At 61.1% G+C, this 22,975-nt stretch carries 22 protein-coding genes and 1 pseudogene; 15 read left to right on the forward strand and 8 right to left on the reverse strand.

From position 1 onward, the window contains the following. Positions 1-28: 28 nt before the first annotated feature. The 3 genes from AB5Y94_RS05650 to AB5Y94_RS05660 all read left to right on the forward strand — a co-directional run bounded on the left by AB5Y94_RS05650 (position 29) and on the right by AB5Y94_RS05660 (position 3,969). Positions 29-556, forward strand: a complete 528-nt coding sequence (locus AB5Y94_RS05650) for a potassium-transporting ATPase subunit C (protein ID WP_019839346.1) — start codon at positions 29-31, stop codon at positions 554-556. Positions 557-658: 102 nt separating this feature from the next. Next, entirely contained in the window at positions 659-3,247 is a 2,589-nt protein-coding gene (locus AB5Y94_RS05655; RefSeq protein ID WP_201892930.1) for a sensor histidine kinase KdpD, read from the forward strand. A 38-nt stretch (positions 3,248-3,285) separates the two neighbouring features. After that, positions 3,286-3,969 (forward strand): response regulator, encoded by a 684-nt coding sequence (locus AB5Y94_RS05660; RefSeq protein ID WP_005307112.1) that lies wholly within the window; start codon positions 3,286-3,288, stop codon positions 3,967-3,969. Positions 3,970-3,973: 4 nt separating this feature from the next. Here the strand turns inward: AB5Y94_RS05660 and AB5Y94_RS05665 are convergent, their stop codons facing one another. Beyond that, positions 3,974-5,101 carry a multidrug effflux MFS transporter gene (locus AB5Y94_RS05665; RefSeq protein WP_368205158.1) on the reverse strand — a complete coding sequence of 376 codons (1,128 nt, stop codon included), beginning with the start codon at positions 5,099-5,101 and terminating at the stop codon, positions 3,974-3,976. A 92-nt stretch (positions 5,102-5,193) separates the two neighbouring features. Between AB5Y94_RS05665 and AB5Y94_RS05670 the strand changes: the two genes are divergently transcribed. Beyond that, positions 5,194-6,018, forward strand: coding sequence for a helix-turn-helix transcriptional regulator (locus AB5Y94_RS05670; protein ID WP_368205159.1), 825 nt, complete (start codon positions 5,194-5,196; stop codon positions 6,016-6,018). Here the strand turns inward: AB5Y94_RS05670 and AB5Y94_RS05675 are convergent. Continuing rightward, the gene (locus AB5Y94_RS05675; RefSeq protein ID WP_042051608.1) at positions 5,948-6,181 is read right to left on the reverse strand and encodes a hypothetical protein; all 234 of its coding nucleotides are present in this window, start codon (positions 6,179-6,181) and stop codon (positions 5,948-5,950) included. The two genes, AB5Y94_RS05670 and AB5Y94_RS05675, sit on opposite strands and share 71 nt — an antisense overlap. Positions 6,182-6,463: 282 nt before the next feature. On the opposite strand from AB5Y94_RS05675, the gene AB5Y94_RS05680 reads away from it, so the two are divergent. Further along, positions 6,464-7,714, forward strand: a complete 1,251-nt coding sequence (locus AB5Y94_RS05680) for a valine--pyruvate transaminase (protein ID WP_219326890.1) — start codon at positions 6,464-6,466, stop codon at positions 7,712-7,714. Between the two features lie 83 nt (positions 7,715-7,797). On the opposite strand, the gene AB5Y94_RS05685 is transcribed toward AB5Y94_RS05680, so the two are convergent. Both AB5Y94_RS05685 and AB5Y94_RS05690 read right to left on the reverse strand, forming a co-directional pair. After that, entirely contained in the window at positions 7,798-8,238 is a 441-nt protein-coding gene (locus AB5Y94_RS05685; protein ID WP_017766633.1) for an Hsp20 family protein, read from the reverse strand. Positions 8,239-8,330: 92 nt separating this feature from the next. Beyond that, positions 8,331-8,744: an Hsp20 family protein gene (locus AB5Y94_RS05690; protein WP_016348872.1), complete on the reverse strand. Its 414-nt coding sequence runs from the start codon at positions 8,742-8,744 to the stop codon at positions 8,331-8,333. A gap of 236 nt (positions 8,745-8,980) precedes the next feature. Between AB5Y94_RS05690 and AB5Y94_RS05695 the strand changes: the two are divergent. Beyond that, positions 8,981-9,675: pseudogene (locus tag AB5Y94_RS05695) on the forward strand (helix-turn-helix transcriptional regulator). A gap of 66 nt (positions 9,676-9,741) precedes the next feature. After that, positions 9,742-10,119: a VOC family protein gene (locus AB5Y94_RS05700; protein ID WP_368205160.1), complete on the forward strand. Its 378-nt coding sequence runs from the start codon at positions 9,742-9,744 to the stop codon at positions 10,117-10,119. A 102-nt stretch (positions 10,120-10,221) separates the two neighbouring features. Here AB5Y94_RS05700 and gyrB read toward each other — a convergent pair whose 3' ends face one another. The 4 genes from gyrB to dnaA all read right to left on the reverse strand — a co-directional run bounded on the left by gyrB (position 10,222) and on the right by dnaA (position 16,293). Continuing rightward, positions 10,222-12,633, reverse strand: a complete 2,412-nt coding sequence (gene gyrB / locus AB5Y94_RS05705; RefSeq protein ID WP_017766631.1) for a DNA topoisomerase (ATP-hydrolyzing) subunit B — start codon at positions 12,631-12,633, stop codon at positions 10,222-10,224. After that, positions 12,630-13,733 carry a DNA replication/repair protein RecF gene (recF, locus tag AB5Y94_RS05710; RefSeq protein ID WP_017787844.1) on the reverse strand — a complete coding sequence of 368 codons (1,104 nt, stop codon included), beginning with the start codon at positions 13,731-13,733 and terminating at the stop codon, positions 12,630-12,632. The genes gyrB and recF overlap by 4 nt, the downstream gene beginning before the upstream one ends. 2 nt (positions 13,734-13,735) lie before the next feature. After that, the gene (gene dnaN, locus AB5Y94_RS05715) at positions 13,736-14,839 is read right to left on the reverse strand and encodes a DNA polymerase III subunit beta (protein WP_005307138.1); all 1,104 of its coding nucleotides are present in this window, start codon (positions 14,837-14,839) and stop codon (positions 13,736-13,738) included. An 83-nt stretch (positions 14,840-14,922) separates the two neighbouring features. After that, a complete protein-coding gene (dnaA, locus tag AB5Y94_RS05720; RefSeq protein WP_005307141.1) occupies positions 14,923-16,293 on the reverse strand; it encodes a chromosomal replication initiator protein DnaA in 1,371 nt (456 codons plus the stop codon). Positions 16,294-16,606: 313 nt separating this feature from the next. On the opposite strand from dnaA, the gene AB5Y94_RS05725 reads away from it, so the two are divergent. From AB5Y94_RS05725 to mnmE, 8 genes are all read left to right on the forward strand, one after another. Then, the gene (locus tag AB5Y94_RS05725; RefSeq protein ID WP_201892923.1) at positions 16,607-17,365 is read left to right on the forward strand and encodes an amino acid ABC transporter substrate-binding protein; all 759 of its coding nucleotides are present in this window, start codon (positions 16,607-16,609) and stop codon (positions 17,363-17,365) included. Continuing rightward, positions 17,366-18,034, forward strand: a complete 669-nt coding sequence (locus AB5Y94_RS05730) for an amino acid ABC transporter permease (protein ID WP_005307147.1) — start codon at positions 17,366-17,368, stop codon at positions 18,032-18,034. Positions 18,035-18,121: 87 nt separating this feature from the next. Next, positions 18,122-18,856 carry an amino acid ABC transporter ATP-binding protein gene (locus AB5Y94_RS05735; protein ID WP_368205161.1) on the forward strand — a complete coding sequence of 245 codons (735 nt, stop codon included), beginning with the start codon at positions 18,122-18,124 and terminating at the stop codon, positions 18,854-18,856. Positions 18,857-19,125: 269 nt separating this feature from the next. Further along, a complete protein-coding gene (rpmH, locus tag AB5Y94_RS05740) occupies positions 19,126-19,260 on the forward strand; it encodes a 50S ribosomal protein L34 (RefSeq protein WP_005307156.1) in 135 nt (44 codons plus the stop codon). Further along, positions 19,260-19,619 carry a ribonuclease P protein component gene (gene rnpA / locus AB5Y94_RS05745; RefSeq protein ID WP_005307159.1) on the forward strand — a complete coding sequence of 120 codons (360 nt, stop codon included), beginning with the start codon at positions 19,260-19,262 and terminating at the stop codon, positions 19,617-19,619. The genes rpmH and rnpA overlap by 1 nt, the downstream gene beginning before the upstream one ends. Further along, on the forward strand, positions 19,586-19,834 hold the full coding sequence (yidD, locus tag AB5Y94_RS05750; protein WP_010635605.1) for a membrane protein insertion efficiency factor YidD: 249 nt from the start codon (positions 19,586-19,588) through the stop codon (positions 19,832-19,834). Before rnpA ends, yidD begins: the two co-directional genes overlap by 34 nt. 5 nt (positions 19,835-19,839) lie before the next feature. After that, positions 19,840-21,486, forward strand: a complete 1,647-nt coding sequence (gene yidC, locus AB5Y94_RS05755; RefSeq protein ID WP_021463924.1) for a membrane protein insertase YidC — start codon at positions 19,840-19,842, stop codon at positions 21,484-21,486. A 109-nt stretch (positions 21,487-21,595) separates the two neighbouring features. Next, on the forward strand, positions 21,596-22,957 hold the full coding sequence (gene mnmE, locus AB5Y94_RS05760) for a tRNA uridine-5-carboxymethylaminomethyl(34) synthesis GTPase MnmE (RefSeq protein ID WP_368205162.1): 1,362 nt from the start codon (positions 21,596-21,598) through the stop codon (positions 22,955-22,957). Positions 22,958-22,975 lie beyond the last annotated feature (18 nt).

Raw genomic sequence — 22,975 nt, forward strand, 5'->3', positions numbered from 1 at the left:
CACCCAACGCATTTGGAGCAAGAAAATCATGATAGCAATCAGAACCCTGCTGACCCTGACCCTGCTGCTGGGAGTGGCTTATCCGCTGGCCGTCACCGGGCTGGCCCAACTTATTTTCCCCTGGCAGGCCAACGGCAGCCTGCTCACCAATGACAAGCAGCAGGTGGTCGGCAGCGCCCTGCTGGCCCAGAAGTTCGAGCGGGCCGACTACTTCCACTCCCGCCCCTCCGCCAGCGACTTCGCCACCATAGGTGGCGGCGCCAGCAACCTGGGGATGAGCTCGCCGCTGCGGGCCGAGTTTGCCGCAGCGGCAGCCAGGGCGCAGCCGGAAGCCAGGGTCCCCGCCCTGCTGACCCGCTCCGCCTCCGGCCTCGATCCCCATCTGCCGCTCGATGCGGTGCTGGCTCAGGTGGATCGGGTCGCCGGGCAACGGGGGCTGGATCCCGTTCGGCTGACGGAGCAGGTCAAGTCGGCGGCACAAGCTGGTATCCTTGGCCCGCAGGTGGTCAACATTCTCCAGTTGAACCTGCAACTCGATCATCAAAAGGGCGCCTGAGGGCGCTCCTTGCCGTTCGGGAAGGCTCCCTTTCGACAACGGGGACAAGCATGAGCAATGAGGTCACGGCCGCGGTTCGGCCGATGCAACGGGAGCGCGGGGATGCGTGATGAAGTGAGGGCGGACGCCCTGCTGGCGAGCCTGGAACAGGAGCACAGGGGCAAGCTGAAGGTGTTTCTCGGCGCCGCCCCCGGCGTGGGCAAGACCTACGCCATGCTGCAGGCGGTGCGGGAACAGGCCAAAGAGGGGGTCGACATCCTGATCGGGGTGGTGGAGACCCACGGCCGCCAGGAGACCCTGGCCCTGCTCGACAAGCTCGCCATCCAGCCGCGCAAGCTGCACCTGCACCGCCAGCAGCGGTTGGAGGAGATGGATCTGGACGGCCTGCTGACCCGCAAACCCGCCATCGCCGTGGTGGACGAGCTGGCCCACAGCAACGCCCCTGGCAGCCGCCACGAGAAGCGCTGGCAGGATGTGGAGGAGCTGCTCGGCGCCGGTATCGACGTCTACACCACCCTCAACGTGCAGCACCTGGAGAGCCTCAATGATCTGGTGTGGCAGCTGACCGGGGTAAGGGTCAAGGAGACCCTGCCCGATCAGGTGCTGCTGGAAGCCGACAGCCTGGTGCTGATCGACCTCCCCCCCAAGGAGCTGCTCGGCCGCCTCAAGGAGGGCAAGGTCTATGTGCCCCACCAGGCCAAGGCCGCCCTGCAGTCCTTCTTCTCCCTCAACAACCTGACCGCCCTGCGGGAGCTGGCGATGCAGACCGCCGCCAGCCACGTGGAGGGGGATCTGCAACTGCAGTGGCAGGCCGCCGGCAAGACCACACTGCCGCTGAGAGGCAAGCTGATGGTCTGCCTCGGCGACGAGCACGGCGCCGCCCTGGTGCGCTACGGCCACCGCTTCGCCCAGCGCCGCCAGCTGCCCTGGCTGGTGGTGCACGTCGACAGCAAGGGGCAGCGTTCCGCCGAGCAGGAGCAGGCGCTGGCGCTCGCCTCCCAGCTGGGTGCCAAGGTGCTGACCCTCTCCAGCCCGGCGGTGGCCGATGCCCTGCTGGAGACGGCCGAACAGCAGCAGGTGTCGCAACTGCTGCTGGGCAAGCCCCACAAGGCGCCGTGGCGCCGCTCGCTGGTGCAGCATCTGCTCAGGCAGGCACAGGGGCTCGAGATCACCCTGGTGGACACAGAGAAGCGCAAACCCGGCCTGAACTGGCAGCCGCTTCACCCCAAGGACATTCGCCAGAGCCTGCTGGCGGTGGTCATCATGGGGACCACCTCGGCCGCCGTCTGGGGGCTATCTCACTGGCTGCCGCCCGCTTCCCTGCCCATGCTGTTCGTGCTGGGAGTGCTGGCCACCGCGCTCACCACCAGCCTGGTGCCCGCCATCCTGGCCGCCGTGCTGGGCTTCGTCGGCCACAACCTGCTGTTCACCGTCCCCTACTTCTCCCTCAGCGTCGCCAGCCACAGCGACCTGCTCACCCTGTTCGTGCTGCTGATCGTCGGCATCACGGCCGGACGGCTCGCCTCCCGTCAGCGCCAGCAGCTGGTCGGCCTGCGCGAGACCCAGCAGCTGGGCAACGCCCTGCTCTCCCTGAGCCAGGGGCTGGCCACCGCCAGCAGCCCGGTCGAGGTGCTCAGGCAAGGGAGCCAGGCCATCTCGCTGGCACTGGGTCAGCCGGTGTTTGCCCTCGATCGGCACTACCAGTACTGGGCCGGCTCGACCGAGCACAAACCGGGACAGACCGACAAGGCGGCCATCGACTGGTGTCTGGCCCAGAAACAGAGCGCCGGCGCCCACACCGCCACCCTCAACGCGGCCGAGGCCCAGTACCATCACCTCAGCGATGACCTGGTGCTGGGCATACTGCTGGCCAATCCGCTCGCCTCCTCGGCCGAGCATCAGCTGCAGGCGCTGCTCACCGATATCCGCGCCGCCCTGGCCCGGATCGACCTCAACGAGCGGCTGGCCGACAGCCAGCTGCAGGCAGAGACCGACCGGATGCGCGCCGCCCTGCTCTCTTCTGTCTCCCACGATTTGAAGACACCGCTCGCCACCATCATAGGTGCCGGCAGCACCCTGCTGGAATATGGTGACCGGATCAGCAGCGAAGACCGCAGCGAGCTGTTGCACTCGGTGCAGGAGGAGGCGCGCCGCCTGCACAGCTATGTGCAGAACCTGCTGGACATGACCCGCATCGGCTCACCTGACTTCCAGCTGAAACGGGACTGGGTCGATCTGGCGGATCTGGTGGAGAATGCCCGCCGCCGGCTCGACTCCTCCTGGCGCCAGCACAAGCTGCTGGTGCACTTCGATCAGCAGATACCCCGTCTCTATGTGCACGGCGCCCTGATCGAGCAGGTGCTGGTCAATATCCTCGACAACGCCTCCCGCTACTCGCCGGCCGGCACCCCCATCGAGTTCAAGGTGATGCTGGCGGACCCCGACCTCATCATCGACATCATAGATATCGGGGTCGGCATCGCCGAGTCGGACCGCGACAAGATCTTCAACCTCTTCTACACCCAGCCGGTCGGTGATTGCGGCAGCCGCGGTACCGGGCTTGGCCTCGCCATTTCCCGCGCTATGATAGAGGTCCATGGGGGCCGCATCTGGGCCTTTTCCGGCCCCAACGGCAACGGTACCTGCATGCGCATCTCCCTGCCGCTGGCCCTCAATGCTCCGGCGGCCTGATGGTCGCCGCCCTTTTTCATCAGCGAGCTGGAGGTTGAATGGCTCACATACTGGTCATCGACGACGAGGCGGCCATCCGCCGTTTTTTGCGGATCAGCCTGATCGCCGAAGGTCATCAGGTCAGCGAGGCCGTTGGCGTCAACGAGGGGCTAGCGCAGTATCGCCACCTCAACCCCGACCTGGTGATCCTGGATCTGGGCCTGCCGGATGGGGATGGTCTTCAGGTGTTGCAGGCCATTCGCGAGCACCATCAGCATCCGGTACTGGTGCTGTCGGCGCGGGACTCGGAGCAGGAGAAGGTGCGCCTGCTGGATGCCGGAGCCAATGACTACATGAGCAAGCCGTTCGGCGTCGGTGAAATGATGGCCCGTATCCGGGTGCTGCTGCGCCAGCGGGCCGGGGTCAGCAGCGGTGAGTGCCGCCACTTCCCCCAATGCGGGCTGACCCTGGACAGCAGCAGCCACAGGGTCACCCTGGGGGAGGAAGAGGTGGCCCTTTCCCGCAAGGAGTTCGCCCTGCTGCAGGCGCTGGTGTGCCACCCCGGCAAGCTGGTGCTGCAGACCCAGCTGCTCAACGACATCTGGGGGCCGAGCCACAAGGAGGACACCCACTACCTGCGCATCGTCATCGCCAGCCTGCGCAAGAAGCTGGGGGATAACCCTCAAGACCCCGCCCTTATCGAGACCGAATCCGGCATCGGCTACCGCTTTATCGGCAGCTGATGTTTCACGTGGAACGACGCCAGCAACAACACAGGGCCAACAGACCGCAGCCACCGAGCAGCAGACCGAGATCCTGCAAGCTGGCTGCAACCGCCAACCCCAGGCTGAGCAGCAGGTAGTAACCGAGCCCGAACAGGGCGCCAGCACTGCCCGCCACCTCTCGATAGGCCAGCAGCGCCTGGCTCAGCACATTGGGGATCGCCAGCCCGAATGCCACTACCACTCCCGTCATGGGCAGCAGAAACCAGAGCGACGCCTGGCTGGCCCACACCAGCCAACCCGAGCCCAGTGCCAACAAGGCGGCAAGCCGGATCAGCGAGGCAGGCGACCAGCCAAGTCCCAACAGACGCTTGTTGACCAGACTCCCCCCCAGGGTCGCCAGTGCCAGCACGACACCGGAGTAACCAAACTCGCCCGCGCTCAACCCCAGCCCGGCAAACAGAAACGGCGCCAGACTGTAGTAGCCGAACAGCATGGTGTTGAACAGCGCCACCAGAGCTGCGCTGCGCCACAAGCCGCTATCACGCACCATCCGGCATACCAGCGGCCAGAGTGCCACTCGCTGGGTGGTGATCGGCCGGGTTTCCGGCAACTGCCGGCAGGCAATCAGCAACAAGCCGATTGCCAGTGCCAGCAGGGCGCCAAATACCCCGAGATAACCAAAACCATCGGCCAGCAGGCCGCCGCTCACCAGCCCCAGCACTGGGCTGAGGGAGAGCGCTATGCCCATCACCGAGAAGACCCGCGCCAGATCGCTGCCCTGATAGCTGTCGCGCAGCATGGTCTGGGTCACTACTGAGCCCACGGCGGCACCGAAGGCCGCAATGACCCGGGCCAGCAGCAGGGTTTCAAATTGAGTGGCCAGCAACGCCAGCAGGGTGCCGGCGCCATAGGTCAGCAACCCCGCCAGCATGGCTGGGCGCCGACCGATGAGATCGCACAACCGACCCCAGCAAACCACGCCCGCCGCAAACGCCAGAAAATAGACCGACAGGGTCTGGGATGCCTGCCCCTCACTCACCCGAAACTCAGTGGCGATATGGGTCAGTACCGGGCTGTAGATGGTCTCCACTATCTGGGGAAACATCATCAGCCCGACCACCAGCCAGAGCGGTGGCAACTTGTTGTTCATGACAAACCTCCTTCACTAGAGGCCGTCATTCTAGAGTGACGCCAATTGTCCGATTACAATAAGCAAGACTATAAACATCAATAATCGGACACATGGCCTTTATTCTTCCCGATCACCCTTTTGATCCTGACCAGCACGACGGCAGTGCCATCGGTATCGCCGCCGCCCTCGGCTGGCACGACTCTGGCCGCCACCAGCACAGGCGCCATCAGCTGCTGTTCGCCCAGGCCGGCTGCATGACCATAGAGCTGGACGATCAGGTCTGCCTGCTGCCGCCGACGCGGGCCGCCTGGTTGCCGGCGGGTCTGCCCCATCGGGTGCTGATGCGCGGGGTGGTGGCCTATCGCTCCCTCTACTTCCAGCCGGAGCCCGGCTTGCCAGCCGAGATGGCGGTGCTGGCGGTCAACCCGCTGCTGCGGGAGATCATCGAACGGATGGCGCTCTGGCCGTGGGACAAGCCGGAGACAGAGCAGACCTGCACGCTGGCATTATTGAAAGAGGAGCTGGCGCAAGCGCCGCGGGAATCCTGGCAGTTGCCGCTGCCGTCAGACGTGCGTCTGGCCGGCTGGCTGCAGGAGGTGAAGCAGGGTGACGCCCTGCCCGATCGGCTCAACCGGCTGGCCGAACGGGTGGGTGCCAGTGACAAGACCATAGGCCGCATCTTCATGCGGGAGACCGGCATGAGCTACCAGGCCTGGCGTCAGCAGTGGCGACTGCTGCGGGCGCTGGAGCTGCTGGCAGAAGCCGAGCCCATCAGTCGGGTGGCGGCTGCGCTGGAGTTCGCCAGCGACAGCGCCTTCATCGCCTTCTTCAGGCAACACACGGGGCAGACCCCGTTGCGCTATCTCAACTCTCGGGATGAGTCGCATCGGCCGAGCTCGCCTCCACCACCAGGGTCTCCAGCGCCAGCGGCTTGAGGTTGTGAATGGCTTCCTCCACCACCGCATGGGAGGCCTGCTGCTGCTGGGCCAATACTTCCTGCTCCAGCTTCACGCTGTCCAGTTCGGGTCTGGAGTACTCGTCGGCCATGACGTTCAGGCTCAGGCTGCTGGCAATCAAGGTTGCGATCAGGATTTTCATCTGGTGTGCTCCGGTGTGGTTGAGATGACCAGATAACTATTCCAATTGTCGTGCCACATCTATAACGATATGATTCTACTCGAATTAATTGTTTTTAGATGAAAAGTGGCGCCAGTTGGAAAACATCCTGTAGTCAGGATTGAACCAACAAGTGGTCATTTTCACCACACTAGATTTTGCCTGCTGTTCCACGTGGAACGTCCCATTTTTTTGATCGACACCCGCTTTTAAACTGAGCTATGGTGCTAGCTCCCCCGTAACTGACTCTGGATCTGTCACCGAATGGAATTTTCCTTGTTCGGCGAGAAGTTCACTCGCCATGCCGGTATTACCCAACTCATGGATGACCTTAATCAGGGGCTGACCAATCCGGACGCCATCATGCTGGGTGGCGGCAACCCAGCCCCCATCCCCGCCATGCTGGAACGCTTTCAGGCCGAGGCCAAGAGCCTGCTCGACAACGGCGAGCTGGTGAAGGCGATGGCCAACTACGATGGCCCCCAGGGCAAGGACAGGTTCACCAAGGCGCTGGCGGCCCTACTCAGCAAGGAGCTGGGCTGGGAGATCTCCGCCCGCAACATCGCCCTGACCAACGGCAGCCAGAACGCCTTCTTCTATCTGTTCAACCTGCTGGCGGGCGAATTTGCCGATGGCCGCAAGAAGAAAGTGCTGTTCCCGCTCGCCCCCGAGTACATCGGTTATGCCGACTCGGCTCTGGCGGACGACTACTTCGTGGCCTACAAACCCACCATCGAGAAACTGCCCAACGGCCAGTTCAAGTACCACGTGGACTTCGAGAGCCTGCAGGTGGGTGACGACATCGGGGTGATCTGTGTCTCCCGGCCGACCAACCCGACCGGCAACGTGCTCACCGACGAGGAGATTGAGCACCTCGATCAGATCGCCCGCGACAAGGGTATTCCTCTGCTGATCGACAATGCCTACGGCGTCCCCTTCCCTGGCATCATCTTCAGCGAGGCCAAGCCGTTCTGGAACGCCAACACCATCCTCTGCATGAGCCTCTCCAAGCTGGGGTTGCCGGGCACCCGCTGCGGCATCGTCATCGCCGACGAGAAGATCATTCAGGCCATCACCAACCTGAGCGGCATCATCAATCTGGCACCGGGCAGTCTGGGCCCCGCCATCACCATTCCGATGATCGAGAGCGGCGAGATCATCGCCCTCAGCGAACAGGTGGTGAAACCCTTCTATCGGCAGAAGGCGGAGCTGGCGGTGCAACTGCTGCGCGAAGCGATCCCCGATCCGCGCTTCCATATCCACAAGCCGGAAGGTGCCCTCTTCCTCTGGCTCTGGTTCGAAGACCTGCCGATCCACTGCCAGGCGCTGTACGAGCGACTGAAGGCGAAGAACCTGCTGATCGTGCCGGGTCACTACTTCTTCCCCGGCATCGATGACCCGGAGTGGCGTCACAGCCGGGAATGCATCCGCCTCAACTACTCCCAGAGCGAGGAGCTGGTGCGCCGCGGCATCGCCATCCTGGCCGACGAGATCAACGCCCTCTACGCCGGCTAATCCGCCCGGCGATACAAAAACAGAGAGGCCTGCGAATGCAGGCCTCTCTTCTATCAGCTGGTAAGCGGTACTGTTTAGCCGGGTTAGCCGGGCAGCGCCAGCTGCTCGGGTTTGCCGATGGGGATGGCGCGGGGCTTGAGCGCCTCCGGCAGCTCGCGGGCCAGCTCTATGGTCAGCAGGCCATGCTCCAGCTTGGCACCCTGCACCTCTACATGCTGGCTCAGCTTGAAGGCGAGCTCGAAGTCCCGCTCGGCGATCCCCTGATGGAGGAACTGGCGCTCACCCATGGAGGCGACCTTGCGCCCCTTCACCTTGAGGGTGCCGTTTTCGGTCTCCAGCTCCAGCTCATTGCGCTCGAAACCGGCCACGGCAACCGTGATGAGGTAGCTGTCGTGATCGCGTTTTTCGATGTTGTACGGGGGATAGGCCGAGGTCTTCTGATCGAACAGGCCTTCCAGCTCACGGGCCATCCGCTCAAAGCCGACGGCATTGGAATAGAGATGAGAAAAATCGAGGTTACGCATGATCCTATCCTTCTATAAAGCAACAGGGTTTACTCTCCACGGGCCCGTCATCGGCACCCGGGAAACGTCAACAATTCAATGAGGTCAGGCTATCAGCCGTTGATCTCGATCTTGCGGGGCTTCATCGCCTCGGGCACTTCGCGCACCAGGTCGATGTGCAGCAGACCGTTTTTCAGATCGGCCCCCTTCACCCGCACATAGTCGGCCAGTTGGAAGCGACGCTCGAAACCGCGTTCGGCTATGCCTTGGTAGAGGTAGTTGCGCTCGCTATCGGCCTGCTTGTTGCCCTTCACCGTCAGCAGATTTTCCTGGAAGCTCAGCTCCAGCTCTTCCTGAGTAAAGCCCGCCACCGCCATGCTGATGCGGTAGTCGCTGTCACCCAGCTGCTCGATGTTGTAGGGGGGATAACCGGCATTGCCATTGCTGGCGGCAGATTCGATGAGATTGGCCAGACGATCGAAACCGATGGCAGAACGATAGAGCGGAGAAAAGTCGATAGAACGCATAGTATTATCCTCTTTTGAGCGATAACTGATTGTTTGCCCTCCTGATGGACGGGCGCCTGGTCGAAACCTCTGTCGAGCGTTCCGGCCTTGTTATCTATATAGGGGCCCGCTTTCGGCTTTCAAGGGCCCTGATCGAAAAATCTTCTCTCCGCCCATTTGCAGGCTTTTTCCTTATTGAGCTTCCTCCCCCAGTCACAAACATGGCACCCTGAGCGGAGATCTTGAGGAGCTACATCATGTCCCGTTCCGAACGCCTGCTGGCCCTACTGCAACTGCTGCGCGGCCACCGCTACGCCATCACCGGCAGCGAGCTGGCCAGCCAGCTTGGCATCAGTCTGCGCACCCTCTATCGGGATATCGCCACCCTTCAGGCACAGGGCGCCCACATCGAGGGGGAAGCGGGTATCGGCTATGTGCTGCGCCCCGGCTTCATGCTGCCACCGCTGATGTTCAGCGAAGAGGAACTGGATGCGCTGGTACTGGGCTCACGCTGGGTGGCGGCCCATGCCGATCACGCCCTCAGCACCGCCGCCAGCAGCGCGCTGGCCAAGATAGAGGCCGTGCTGCCCACCGACTATCGCCAACAGCTGCATGCCAATGCCCTGCTGATCGGCACCGCTCGCGGTGACAGCCCCGTCGATGAGGCTCCGCTGCGCAGCGCCATCCGCCAGCAGCGTAAGGTGACTCTAAACTATCGGGATCTCAAGGAAGCGAGTTCGGAGCGTACCGTCTGGCCCTTCGCCCTCGGCTACTTCGATCAGGTGCGGGTACTAGTGGCCTGGTGCGAGCTGCGCCAGGGCTTTCGTCACTTTCGGGTGGACAGGATCAGCACGATGCGGCTGGAGGTGGAACCTTATCCAGGCAGTCGGGAGCGGCTGCTCAAGGAGTGGCGCGCCAGCCGCAGCCCAGATTCATTGCTGACAGAAACTGACAGCAGGCGGCGCCATGCTGATGGGGTCGGCGCCGATGCGCCATCTCATCAGCAAGGAGCATCACCATGTTAGTCCCCCAATTCACCATCCTCTACGTTGCCAACCCGGCCCGCAGCGCCCTCTTTTACCGCGAGCTGTTCAGCCGCCCACCGGTGGAAGAGTCCCCCACCTTTGCCATGTTCGTGTTCGAGTCAGGCGCCAGGCTGGCACTCTGGTCCAGCGACACGGTCGAACCCGCTGTGACCCAAACGGCCGGGGCCATGGAGCTGGCCTTCGCCCTCCCCGATGATGCCGCCGTCGATCGCCAGTCTGCTGAGTGGCAGGCACGCGGACTTACCCTGATCCAGGCACCGACCCGGATGGAATTTGGCTACACCTGTATGGCCCTCGATCCGGACGGCCATCGTCTGCGCCTCTACTGCCCTGCACCTGAACTGGGGTAATCGGGTTCAATGTTCCACGTGGAACGAGCCACTTCCTCCACCCAGAAAACAAAAAGCCGCTCACAGGGAGCGGCTTTTTAATATTGTACTGACAGCGTCGAATTAGACGTCGAGGTTGGCCACGCGCAGGGCGTTGGTCTCGATGAAGTCGCGACGCGGCTCTACTGCGTCACCCATCAGGGTGGAGAAGAGCTGGTCGGCACCGACGGCATCATCGATGGTGACGCGCAGCATGCGACGGGCTTCCGGATCCATGGTGGTTTCCCACAGCTGGTCCGGGTTCATCTCACCCAACCCTTTATAGCGCTGGATGTAGATGCCGCGCTTGCCTTCGCCCATCAGCCACTCGACCGCTTCGACGAAGCTGGCGACCGGCTTCACCTTCTCGCCACGCTTGATGTAACCGCCTTCCTCGATCAGGTTGGCGATCTCCTTGCCCAGCGAGACCAGCTGACGGTACTCGGAGGATTGCAGGAAGTCGTAGCTGATCGGATATTCGCGGTCGACACCGTGTTGACGCACCACGGCGTGCGGCACGAACAGACGGCGCTCTTCATCGCGGCGCACCTGCATCTGGTACTGGATGCCATGGTTGCTCTCGTTGAGCACGGCCTCCATGCTCTGGCACCAGGCCTGCAGATCGCTCTCGCTGGTCAGCAGTGCTTCGTTCAGTTCCGGCTGATAGATCAGCTGGGTCAGCACGGCTTCCGGCGCACGACGGGACATGCGGGTGATGAGGTGGGTCACGGCGCGATGCTGGTTGACCAGACGCTCCAGTGCCTCGCCACCGATGGCCGGGGCAGACTCGTTGACGTGCAGGGTCGCACCATCCAGCGCCATGGCGGTCTGGTACTGCAGCAGCGCGTCCTCGTCTTTCAGGTACTGCTCCTGCTTGCCCTTCTTCACCTTGTAGAGCGGCGGCTGGGCGATGTAGACATAGCCACGCTCGATGATTTCCGGCATCTGACGATAGAAGAAGGTCAGCAGCAGGGTACGGATGTGCGCACCATCGACGTCCGCATCGGTCATGATGATGATGTTGTGATAACGCAGCTTGTCTGGATTGTACTCGTCGCGACCGATACCGCAGCCCAGTGCGGTGATCAGGGTGCCCACCTCCTGGGAGGAGATCATCTTGTCGAAACGGGCCTTCTCCACGTTCAGGATCTTGCCCTTGAGCGGCAGGATGGCCTGGTTCTTCCGGTTGCGACCCTGCTTGGCGGAACCGCCAGCAGAGTCCCCTTCCACTATGTAGAGTTCGGAGAGCGCCGGGTCTTTTTCCTGACAGTCGGCCAGCTTGCCGGGCAGACCGGCGATATCCAGCGCGCCCTTACGGCGGGTCAGTTCGCGGGCCTTGCGGGCCGCTTCACGGGCACGGGCCGCATCGATGATCTTGTTGACCACGATCTTGGCATCGCCCGGGTTTTCCAGCAGGAAGTCGGCCAGCTTCTCACCCATCGCCTGTTCGACGGCAGTCTTCACTTCGGAGGAGACCAGCTTGTCCTTGGTCTGGGAGGAGAACTTGGGATCCGGCACCTTGACGGAGATAACGGCAATCAGACCTTCACGCACGTCGTCGCCACTGGCGGCAGACTTGGCCTTCTTGCTGTAGTCCTCTTTGTCCATGTAGGAGTTGAGGGTACGGGTCAGCGCGGTACGGAAGCCCACCAGGTGGGTGCCGCCATCACGCTGCGGAATGTTGTTGGTGAAGCAGTAGACCCCTTCCTGATAGGCGTCGTTCCACTGCATCGCCACTTCGACGCCGATGCCGTCCTGCTCGGTGGTGAAGTGGAACACCTTCGGGTGGATCGGGGTCTTGTTCTGGTTCAGGTACTCGACAAACGCCTTGATGCCGCCTTCGTAGCAGAAGTGCGCCTCGCGGCCGTCACGCTCGTCCATCAGACGGATGGAGACGCCGGAGTTGAGGAAGGAGAGCTCGCGCAGACGCTTGGCCAGGATCTCGTAGTGGAACAAGGTATCGCTGAAGATGGTCGGGCTCGGCCAGAAACGCACTTCGGTCCCGGTGGTGGTGGCATCGCCGATCTGCTTGAGCGGGGCCTGTGGCTCGCCCAGGTGATAGGTCTGCTCGTAGACGTGACCGTTGCGACGGATGGTCAGCAACAGCTTGTCAGAGAGCGCGTTCACCACGGAGACGCCCACGCCGTGCAGACCGCCGGACACCTTGTAGGAGTTGTCATCGAATTTACCGCCGGCGTGCAGTACGGTCATGATGACCTCTGCGGCGGAGCGACCCTCTTCCGGGTGAATGTCGACAGGAATGCCGCGGCCGTTGTCACGGACGGAGACGGAACCATCGGAGTGGATCTTGACCTGAATATCGGAGCAGTAGCCAGCGAGCGCCTCGTCAATGGAGTTATCGACCACTTCGAACACCATGTGGTGCAGGCCCGAGCCATCATCCGTATCGCCGATATACATCCCCGGGCGCTTGCGGACCGCATCCAGGCCCTTCAGTACCTTGATATTCGAGGAGTCGTAAGTATTTTCACTCATAGCTTACTCTCTGCCTTCTCTAACGTTTCGGAGATCTTGCCTTGTTCCACGTGGAACAACTTGCAGTCATTCGCATCCATCATGTCTGCGAGCTGACCGGTGTCGATGGCGGTGATGAACACCTGGGACGCACACTGCTTCAGCCTTGCGGCCAGCAAGCGGCGCTTGTCGACATCCAGTTCAGAGGCAAAATCATCAATTAAAAAAATACAGCCACGGCTGCTATGTTGATTCAAATAGAGCCCTTGGGCCAGTCGCATGGCACAGACCAACAACTTCAACTGACCCCTGGACAAAATATCCTGAGCGGGCACGCCGTTCGCCTTGAGGCGCACATCGGCCTTCTGCGGACCAACGCCCGTGTAACCCAGCGTCCGATCCCGCTCAAACCCCGCCTCTAGCAATTCATTGAGCGGGGTATCTTTTTCCCAGCCTCGATAGAATCCAAGGCTGATGTCGAATTCCGGCAAAAAGTCCGCCGTCATCTCCTTGATCAGGGGGGTAATGGCCTGACAATAACTGGCGCGAAACTCGGCCAGCTCTCCCCCCAACCGCACCAACTCCTGATCCCAGAACGCCAGTTGGCGATACTGGGTGCTCTGGCGCAGCAGTGCATTGCGCTGTTTCAGCAGCCGCCGTACCCGTCCCCACAAGGAGAAGAAGGTCGGTTCCTGATGAAAAACACCCCAGTCGAGCCAGGCTCGGCGAGCCTGGGGCCCGCCGGTCAGCAGGTTGAAGCCATCCGGGTGGATCAGCTGCACCGGCAGCAGCTCGGCCAGGTCGGCCAGGCGCTGGGCCTGGGCACCGGCAATCTTTAGCTGGGTCTCGCCACTCTTGTCCTTGGCGAGGCCGATGGGAACCTGTCGCCCCTCCAGTTCGCACTGGGCGAACAGGGTAAACGCCCTCTCCCCCTGGCGGATGACCCGCCCGGTCAGGTGAGTGCGAAAGGAGCGACCGAGACCGAGGTAGTGAATGGCTTCCAGTACGCTGGTCTTGCCGCTGCCGTTGCACCCGACCAGGATATTGAGGCCGGGTGACAGCGCGAGACTGGCCTGCTGGATATTGCGAAAGTCGCTGAGCTGGAGTTTGACCAGGGACACGACTAGATCCGCATCGGCATTACCACGTACTGAGCATCCTGACTGTCAAAATCCTCAATAATGGCGCTGCTGATGGAATCGCTCAGGCTGATCCGGATTTGGTCACATTTTAACGTATTCAGCACGTCCAGCACATAAGAGACGTTGAAACCGATCTCCATCTCGCCGGCTTCGTATTGTACGTCAAGCAGCTCTTCGGCTTCTTCCTGTTCCGGGTTGTTGGCGGTGATGCGCAGCAGGTTTTCCTGCAGATTGAGACGCACCCCACGGAATTTCTCGTTGGAGAGGATGGCGGCACGGGCAAAGGCCTGACGCAGATCCTCACGGCCGGCGATCAGGGCCTTGTCGCTGTTGCGCGGAATGACGCGGCGCCAGTCCGGGAAACGGCCATCCACCAGCTTGGAGGTGAAGATGAAGCCGTCGAGGGCGGCGCGCAGGTTGCTGCGGCCGATCTGCAGCCGTACCGGCTTGTCTTCCGCTTCCAGCAGGCGCACCAGTTCCAGCACGCCTTTACGCGGCAGGATGACCTGATGATCGGGCAGCGATTCGCTCACCACCTCGCGGCGGCAGGTCGCCAGCCGGTGACCATCGGTGGCCACGGTACGCAGGCCGTGCCCCTCGCTCTCGAACAGCATGCCGTTCAGGTAATAGCGCACGTCCTGGCTCGCCATGGAGAACTGGGTCGCGTCGATGAGTTTTTTCAGCTCCAGCTGGCCGATGTCGAACTCGAGCACGGATTCCCAATCCTCGATGTTCGGGTATTCGGTGGCCGGCAGGGTCGACAGGTTGAAGCGGGAGCGGCCGGAGCGGATGATCAGACGCTCGCCTTCGGTATTGAGACGAATGTCCGCCCCTTCCGGCAGACCGCGACAGATATCCAGCAGCTTGCGCGCCGGTACTGTGGTGCGGCCATCCTGACTGTCACTGTTGAGATAGACCTGACCGATCATCTCCACTTCGAGGTCGGTACCGGTCAGTGACAGCAGACCGTTGCTGACATCCAGCAGCACGTTGCCGAGGATCGGCAGGGTCGGCCGGCCACCGAGGGCACCGGACACCAGTTGCAGAGGACGTAACAGGGCCTCACGGCTAATTTCGAGCTGCATCTGTGTTCTCCGTTGTGATTAGGAGTAAAGGTTTCGGATCAGGTTGGCATGTTCAAGCTGCATCTGTGCACTCAGTTCCGTCATCAGGAAGAAAGGGTACGGATCAGGTTGGAATAGTCTTCCTTGATGTCGTGACTCTCTTCCTTCAGCTGCTCGATCTTGCGGCAGGCATGAAGCACGGTAGTGTGGTCACGACCACCAAAGGCATCACCTATCTCCGGCAAGCTATGGTTGGTCAGCTCCTTGGCCAGTGCCATCGCCAGCTGGCGTGGACGGGCGACAGAGCGGGAACGGCGCTTGGAGAGCAGATCCGCCAGCTTGATCTTGTAGTACTCCGCCACCGTCTTCTGAATATTGTCGATGGTGACCAGCTTCTCCTGCAACGCCAGCAGATCGCGCAGCGCTTCGCGCACGAAGTCGATGTTGATGGCGCGACCAGTGAAGTTGGCATTGGCGATCACCCGGTTCAGCGCCCCTTCCAGCTCGCGCACGTTGGAGCGCAGCCGCTTGGCGATGAAAAAGGCCACTTCGTCCGGCAGGTGGATCTGGTTCTCGTCCGCCTTGCGCATCAGGATGGCGACACGCGTCTCCAGCTCAGGCGGCTCGATCGCCACGGTCAGGCCCCAGCCGAAGCGGGACTTGAGACGATCTTCCACCCCGTTGATCTCCTTCGGATAGCGATCCGAGGTCAGGATGATCTGCTGGTTGCCTTCGAGCAGGGCGTTGAAGGTGTGGAAGAACTCCTCCTGGGAGCGCTCCTTGTTGGCGAAAAACTGGATGTCATCGATGAGCAGGGCATCGACGCTACGGTAATAACGCTTGAACTCTTCAATGGCGTTATTCTGCAGCGCCTTCACCATGTCCTGCACAAACCGCTCGGAGTGCATGTAGATGACTTTGGCGTCCTGCTTGCGCTCCTTGATGGCGTTGCCGACGGCATGCAACAGGTGGGTCTTGCCCAGACCGGTGCCGCCATAGAGGAACAGCGGGTTGTAGGCCCCGCCCGGATTGTCGGCAACCTGACGGGCAGCCGCACGGGCCAACTGGTTGGACTTACCCTCGACGAAATTCTCGAAGGTATAGTTCACGTTGGTGTTGCTCTTGTGGTTTGGTTCGGGCTTGGCCTCGGCCTTGCTTTCCCAGCTCTTCTGCGAGTTATTCACAGGATCCGCACCCCGCGCCGGCGCCCTGGCCACCGCGACGGGATGGGGACGATTGCCGATGTCAAAACGCAGGGTGGGGCCATCGACCCCGCAGAGCTCATTGATGATGCCGTTCACCCGGATGAGATACTTGTCTCGAACCCAGTCCAGAACGAAACGATTCGGTGCATACAGGGTCAGAGTATTGTCACTCAACTCCGCTTGAAGCGGCCGGATCCACATGCTGAATTCTGCCGAGGGCAACTCATCTTGCAGCCGGTTAAGGCACTGCTGCCATAGCGAAGCAGTCACTCTAAACTCCCGTCGATTGATTAACTAAAGACCGGCTATTCTACGTTTTTAGCGGCTGGATCTCTAGCCGCGACCTCGCGGATCCAGCAAATAAGATCCTTGACTTTCAAGGATCCAGCAGCCGTGGATCTGATTTCATCCCCAAAGTTACCCACAGCCCGATCCCGTCACCGATGCACCAAAGATCCAGACCTGAAGCGGTTATTTTATATAACCAAATATCATTTATTCTTTAGGTTTTATTCCAATAACATCAGCGCAACCCCAGCGTTTACAACTAAAAATACAGAACTACAGAGAGAGAGGAATCACCATGACGTCATCCATCAAGCTGGTCTCCGGCGCCTCCATTCTGCTGGCCGCCCTGTCCGGTCAAGCCATCGCCCAGGAAACCATCAAGGTCGGCATGTCCGGCAAGTACTTCCCGTTCACCTTCGTCAAGCAGGACAAGCTGCAGGGCTTTGAAGTGGACATGTGGAACCAGATCGGCGAGCGCACCGGCTACAAGGTCGAGTTCGTGACCGCCAGCTTCTCCGGCCTGTTCGGCATGCTGGAAACCGGCCGCGTCGACACCATCTCCAACCAGATCACCATCACCGACGAGCGCAAGGCCAAGTACGCCTTCTCCCAGCCCTATGTCTATGACGGCGCCCAGATCGTGGTCCGCAAGGGCAACAGCACCATTCACGGCATCAAGGATCTGGAAGGCAAGAAGGTTGCGGTGAATCTGGGCTCCAACTTCGAAGAGCTGCTGCGCAAGAACGACCCCAACAAGAAGATCGACATCCGCACCTATGACTCCGCCTTCGAGCAGGATGTAGCGCTGGGCCGCATCGACGCCTTCGTGATGGACCGCGTCTCCACCGCCCAGCTGATCAAGGAATCCAAGCTGCCGCTGCAACAGGCTGGCGCACCGTTCGAGACCATCGAGAACGCCCTGCCCTTCCTGAAGACCCCGGAAAAGCAGGCACTGCTGAAGAAGGTCGATGACGCCCTCACCGCCATGCGCAAGGATGGTTCCCTGCGTCAGATCTCTGAAAAATGGTTCGCTTCCGACATCACCGACAAATAAATGATGGAATTTGACCTCGAATACACGCTGGGGCTGTTTCCCATCCTGCTCAAGTATCTGGGCACCACGATGGAAATGGCCCTGTGGGGATTCGCATTGGCACTCGTACTGTCGCTGGCCCTGGCGATAGTACGGGTCTTTCGCGTTCCCGTGATCCACTGGCTGGCGATGCTCTATATCTCGTTCTTTCGGGGTACACCGCTGCTCGTCCAGCTGTTCCTGCTCTACTACGGGCTGCCGCAGCTGTTCCCCATCTTCGTGGGAATGGATGCCTTCACCGCCGCCATCGTCGGTTTGACCCTGCACTTTGCCGCCTACATGGCCGAGTCGATTCGTGCCTCCATCATTGGCATCCACAAGAGCCAGATGGAAGCCGCCCTCAGCATCGGCATGAGCCGTTACCAGGCGATGCAGCGGATCATACTGCCGCAGGCGGCCCGCATCGCCACGCCGTCCCTGATGAACTACTTCATCGACATGATCAAGAGCACCTCGCTGGCCTTCACCCTGGGGGTGGCCGAGATCATGGGCAAGGCGCAGATGGAAGCCTCCTCCTCCTTCAAGTTCTTCGAGAGCTTCATGGCGGTGGCGCTGGTTTACTGGGTAGTGGTCATCTTCTTTACCCGCCTGCAGCATCTGCTGGAAGTGCGGCTCAACCGTGCCTATTAGGGGTTTGCCATGACAACGCAACCGACCCGCTTGCAATGCACGCCGGAAGTCCGTTTTAACTCTGCGCCTGTTTAAAGGAGGGCCATCATGATCAAGCTAACCGGCCTCTCCAAGGCATATGACGGCAATCAGGTGCTAAACAGCATCGATCTGGAGGTGAAAAAGGGGGAAATTGTCGTCATCATCGGCCCCTCCGGCACCGGCAAGTCCACCTTGCTGCGCTGCCTCAACCTGCTGGAGACTCCCGACACGGGCACCCTCGTCATCGACGATCTGCAGCTCAACCTGGCCAAGGCCAGCGAGCAGCAGGCGATAGAGCTGCGCAAGCGCGCCTCCTTCGTGTTCCAGAACTACGCCCTGTTTGCCAACAAGACGGCGCTGGACAACATCGCCGAGGGGCTGATCACCGTCTGGAAGCAGCCGAAGGCGGAGGCCCGTGCCACCGCCCTCGGCATCCTCAAGGACATAGGTCTCGCCGACAAGCAGGACGCCTATCCGGCCTCATTGTCGGGCGGTCAGCAACAACGGGTCGGCATCGGCCGGGCCATGGCGGCTCACTCCAAGGTGATCCTGTTTGACGAACCCACCTCGGCCCTCGATCCCGAATGGGTCGACGAAGTACTGGGCCTGATGAAGGAGCTGGCTCGCCAGCACCAGACCATGGTGGTGGTGACCCATGAGATTGAATTTGCTCGAGATGTTGCCGATCGGGTGATCTTCATGGAGGGGGGCCGGATCGTGGAACAGGGCCCGCCGGATCAGATATTGGTCGATCCGCAGGATCCCCGCACCCGGGAGTTCCTGCGCAAAGTGCTTAAATAGCTCTCTCTTTGGCGGCATTGCCGCCTTTTTTATTGGAGGATCCTTGTTAAACCCCGGGTTGCCAGTATAATCCGGAGCCCTTGATCCTTCGGATCCTCACGCTCGCCCAAGACCTTTTCCAGGTCGGGGCAGGATGGGAGGGAACGGCGGATTGACTAAAAGCCGAACTCTGTTTAGAATTCGGCCTCTTTTGCTAGTCGTCACACGCTATAGCTGGCGCGTCGGCTAAGTGTGACAATCAAAACTGTACAGAAATACGGAATCGAATCATGAAACGTACTTTTCAACCGTCCAACCTGAAGCGCAAGCGCTCTCACGGTTTCCGCGCCCGCATGGCAACTGCCAACGGTCGTAAAGTTCTGGCCGCTCGTCGTGCCAAGGGTCGTGCCCGCCTGGTAGTCTAATGCCTACCCAGCACGCCTTTTCTCGGGAGTTACGTCTGTTAACTCCCGAACACTTCAAACGCGTTTTCGCCGAGCCTGTCCGGGCCGCTTCTCCGCAGATTACACTTCTCGCCTCTCCCAATTCGCTCGAACATCCTCGCCTTGGTCTCGCCGTGCCCAAAAAAGCACTCAAGCGTGCCGTCTGGCGCAACCGTGTAAAACGGGTGGTTCGGGAAAGTTTCCGCCTCAATCAAGCCAATCTGCCCGCTATCGACATCGTCGTGATCGCCAAGGCCGGTGTGAAGGAGATGGATAACGAGGAACTGTTCAAGTTACTGGAAAAGCTATGGCGCACTCTGTCACGCCGTTGCAATGGGTAGCTGTCAAACTGATACGCCTGTATCAGCTAATCATTAGCCCTCTGCTCGGGCCGCGCTGCCGTTTCACCCCGACTTGTTCCCAATTTGCGATAGAAGCAATCCGACTTCACGGTTTCATAAAAGGCGTTTGGTTAGCCAGCAAACGTCTATTAAAATGCCATCCCTTATCCGAGGGTGGTTATGACCCGGTTCCGCAACCAAAGCGAAGAAACTGAAGACTATGGAATCACAACGCAATCTCATCCTGATCGGTTTGCTGTTCGTGAGCTTTTTGCTCTGGCAACAGTGGGAGTCCGACAAGGCTCCGAAGCCGGCCCCGACTACCGTGGCCCAAACCGAACATTTCGTACCTGAAGCCGGTCAGACCGGTGATATTCCTCAGGTTTCCGAGCAAGCCAACGCGAACACCGCACGCAAGCTGATCACCGTCACCTCCGACGTGCTCAAGCTGACCCTGGATACCCAGGGTGGTGACATCGTCTCTGCCGAACTGCTGGCCCACAAGCTGGAAGAAGGCAAGGATCAACCGTTCGTACTGCTGACCAGTCAGCCTGAGCACCTCTATGTTGCCCAGAGCGGCCTGGTTGGTCGCAATGGCCCGGACAGCCAGCCCCAGGGTCGTCCCACCTATGAAGCCACCCAGACCAGCTACCAGCTGGCCGATGGTCAGGATCAAGTCGTCGTCCCGATGACCTGGACCGACAGCAAGGGTGTGGTCTTCACCAAGGAGTTCGTCCTCAAGCGTGGTGACTACGCAGTCGGCGTCGACTACAAGATCGACAACAAGTCTGCCGAGCCGGTCCAGGTGCAGTTCTACGGTCAGCTGAAGCAGACCGTGGCCACACCGAAAGACCAGCAGGGTCACGCCATGGTGGCCAGCGCCTACCGCGGTGGTGCCTTCTCCAGCGAAGATACCCGCTACAAGAAGTACACCTTCGACGAGATGAAGGATGCCGACCTGAACAAGACCACCAAGGGTGGTTGGGTCGCCATGCTGCAACACTACTTCGTCTCTGCCTGGGCACCGAATGCCGACGACACCAACAGCTTCTACAGCCGTGTGATCCCCGGCAAAGACCAGGCCATCATCGGCTACAAGGCACCGCTGGTTGACATCGCTGCCGGCCAGCAGGCCGAAGTGACCAGCAAGCTGTGGGTCGGTCCCAAGCTGCAGGATCAGATGGCCAAGGTGGCAAACCACCTCGACCTGACCGTCGACTACGGCTGGCTCTGGTTCATCGCCCAACCGCTGCACTGGCTGCTGACCGTGTTCCACGGTTTCGTCCAGAACTGGGGTCTGGCCATCATCATGCTGACCCTGCTGGTGCGTGGCGTCATGTTCCCGCTGACCAAGGCCCAGTACACCTCCATGGCCAAGATGCGCATGCTGCAGCCCAAGCTGGCCGCCCTGCGCGAGCGCTTCGGCGACGATCGCCAGAAGATGTCTCAGGGCATGATGGAGCTGTACAAGAAGGAGAAGGTCAACCCGCTGGGTGGCTGTCTGCCGATCCTGGTGCAGATGCCGATCTTCATCGCCCTCTACTGGGCACTGATGGAGTCCGTCGAGCTGCGCCACGCGCCGTTCGCCCTGTGGATCACCGACCTGTCGGTGAAGGACCCCTTCTTCGTGCTGCCGATCCTCATGGGTGCCTCCATGTGGTATCTGCAGAAGATGAGCCCGACCACCATTACCGACCCGATGCAGCAGAAAGTGATGCAGTTCATGCCGATCATCTTCACTTTCATGTTCCTCTGGTTCCCGGCAGGTCTGACCCTGTACTGGCTGGTGAGCAACGTCATCTCCATTACCCAGCAGACCATCATCTATCGTCAGCTGGAGAAGAAAGGCCTGCATACCCGCAGCTAATCGCTCCCGATGGCAAGATGGATGACAAAAGAGGCGGCCTTCGGGTCGCCTTTTTTATTACAATGACCCCACTGCTGTGAACCATCAGCGAACAAATGAGCCAAGCAAGATGACTACTAATACCATCGTGGCCCAGGCCACCGCCCCCGGCCGTGGCGGCGTCGGCATAGTCCGCGTCTCCGGCCCCGCCGCCGAACAGGTCGCCGAGATAGTACTCGGCAAGCTCCCCCGGGTGCGCTACGCCGAATATCTGCCGTTCAGGGATGAGCAAGGCCAGCCGCTGGATCAGGGCATCGCCCTGTTGTTCAAGGCCCCCAACAGCTTCACCGGCGAAGACGTGCTGGAGCTGCAGGGCCACGGCGGCCCGGTGATCATGGACATGCTGGTGCGCCGCATCCTGCAGATAAAGGGGCTGCGCCCAGCCCGCCCCGGCGAGTTCAGCGAGCGCGCCTTCATGAACGACAAGCTGGATCTGGCCCAGGCCGAGGCCATCGCCGACCTCATCGAGGCTTCCAGCGAGCAGGCCGCCCGCAGTGCCATGCACTCCCTGCAGGGGCAGTTCTCCGGCAAGATCCAGCAGCTGGTGGAGAGTCTCACCCGGCTGCGTATCTATGTGGAAGCCGCCATCGACTTCCCGGACGAGGAGATCGATTTTCTCTCCGACGGCAAGGTGGCGGGGGATCTCTACGCCATCATGGACGAGCTGGATGCGGTGCGTGGCGAGGCCAAGCAGGGCGCCCTGCTGCGGGAAGGGATGAAGGTGGTGATCGCCGGTCGTCCGAACGCCGGCAAATCGAGCCTGCTCAACGCCCTGGCCGGCCGCGAGTCCGCCATCGTCACCGAGATCGCCGGCACCACCCGCGACGTGCTGCGCGAGCACATTCATCTGGATGGCATGCCGCTGCACATCATCGACACTGCCGGCCTGCGCGATACCCAGGACAAGGTGGAGCAGATCGGCATCGAGCGTGCCTGGACCGAAATTGAACAGGCCGATCGGGTACTGTTCATGGTGGATGGCACCACCACGGATGCGGTCGACCCGCGGGAGATCTGGCCGGAATTTGTTGATCGGTTGCCAAAAAAGATTGGCCTCACCGTCATTCGCAACAAGGCCGACCTGACCGGCGAGGATCTGGCGCCGAGTCAGGAGCAGGGCCATGCCGTCTATCGCATCTCCGCCAAGACCGAGCTGGGGCTGCCCGCCCTGCGCGAGCACCTGAAAGCCTGCATGGGCTTCCAGGGCAACACCGAGGGGGGCTTCATGGCCCGCCGCCGCCATCTGGATGCGCTGGAGCGCGCCGCCGAGCGGCTGCTGGTGGCCAAGGAGCAACTGGAAGTGTTCGTGGCCGGCGAGCTGGTGGCCGAAGAGCTGCGCCTGGCGCAGGAGTCCCTCTCAGAGATCACCGGCGAGTTCAGCTCCGACGATCTGCTGGGTCGCATCTTCTCCAGCTTCTGCATCGGCAAATAACGCCGCACGGCAGGCAAT

It is taken from the genome of Aeromonas sp. s5, assembly GCF_040907865.1.
Lineage (GTDB): Bacteria > Pseudomonadota > Gammaproteobacteria > Enterobacterales > Aeromonadaceae > Aeromonas > Aeromonas dhakensis.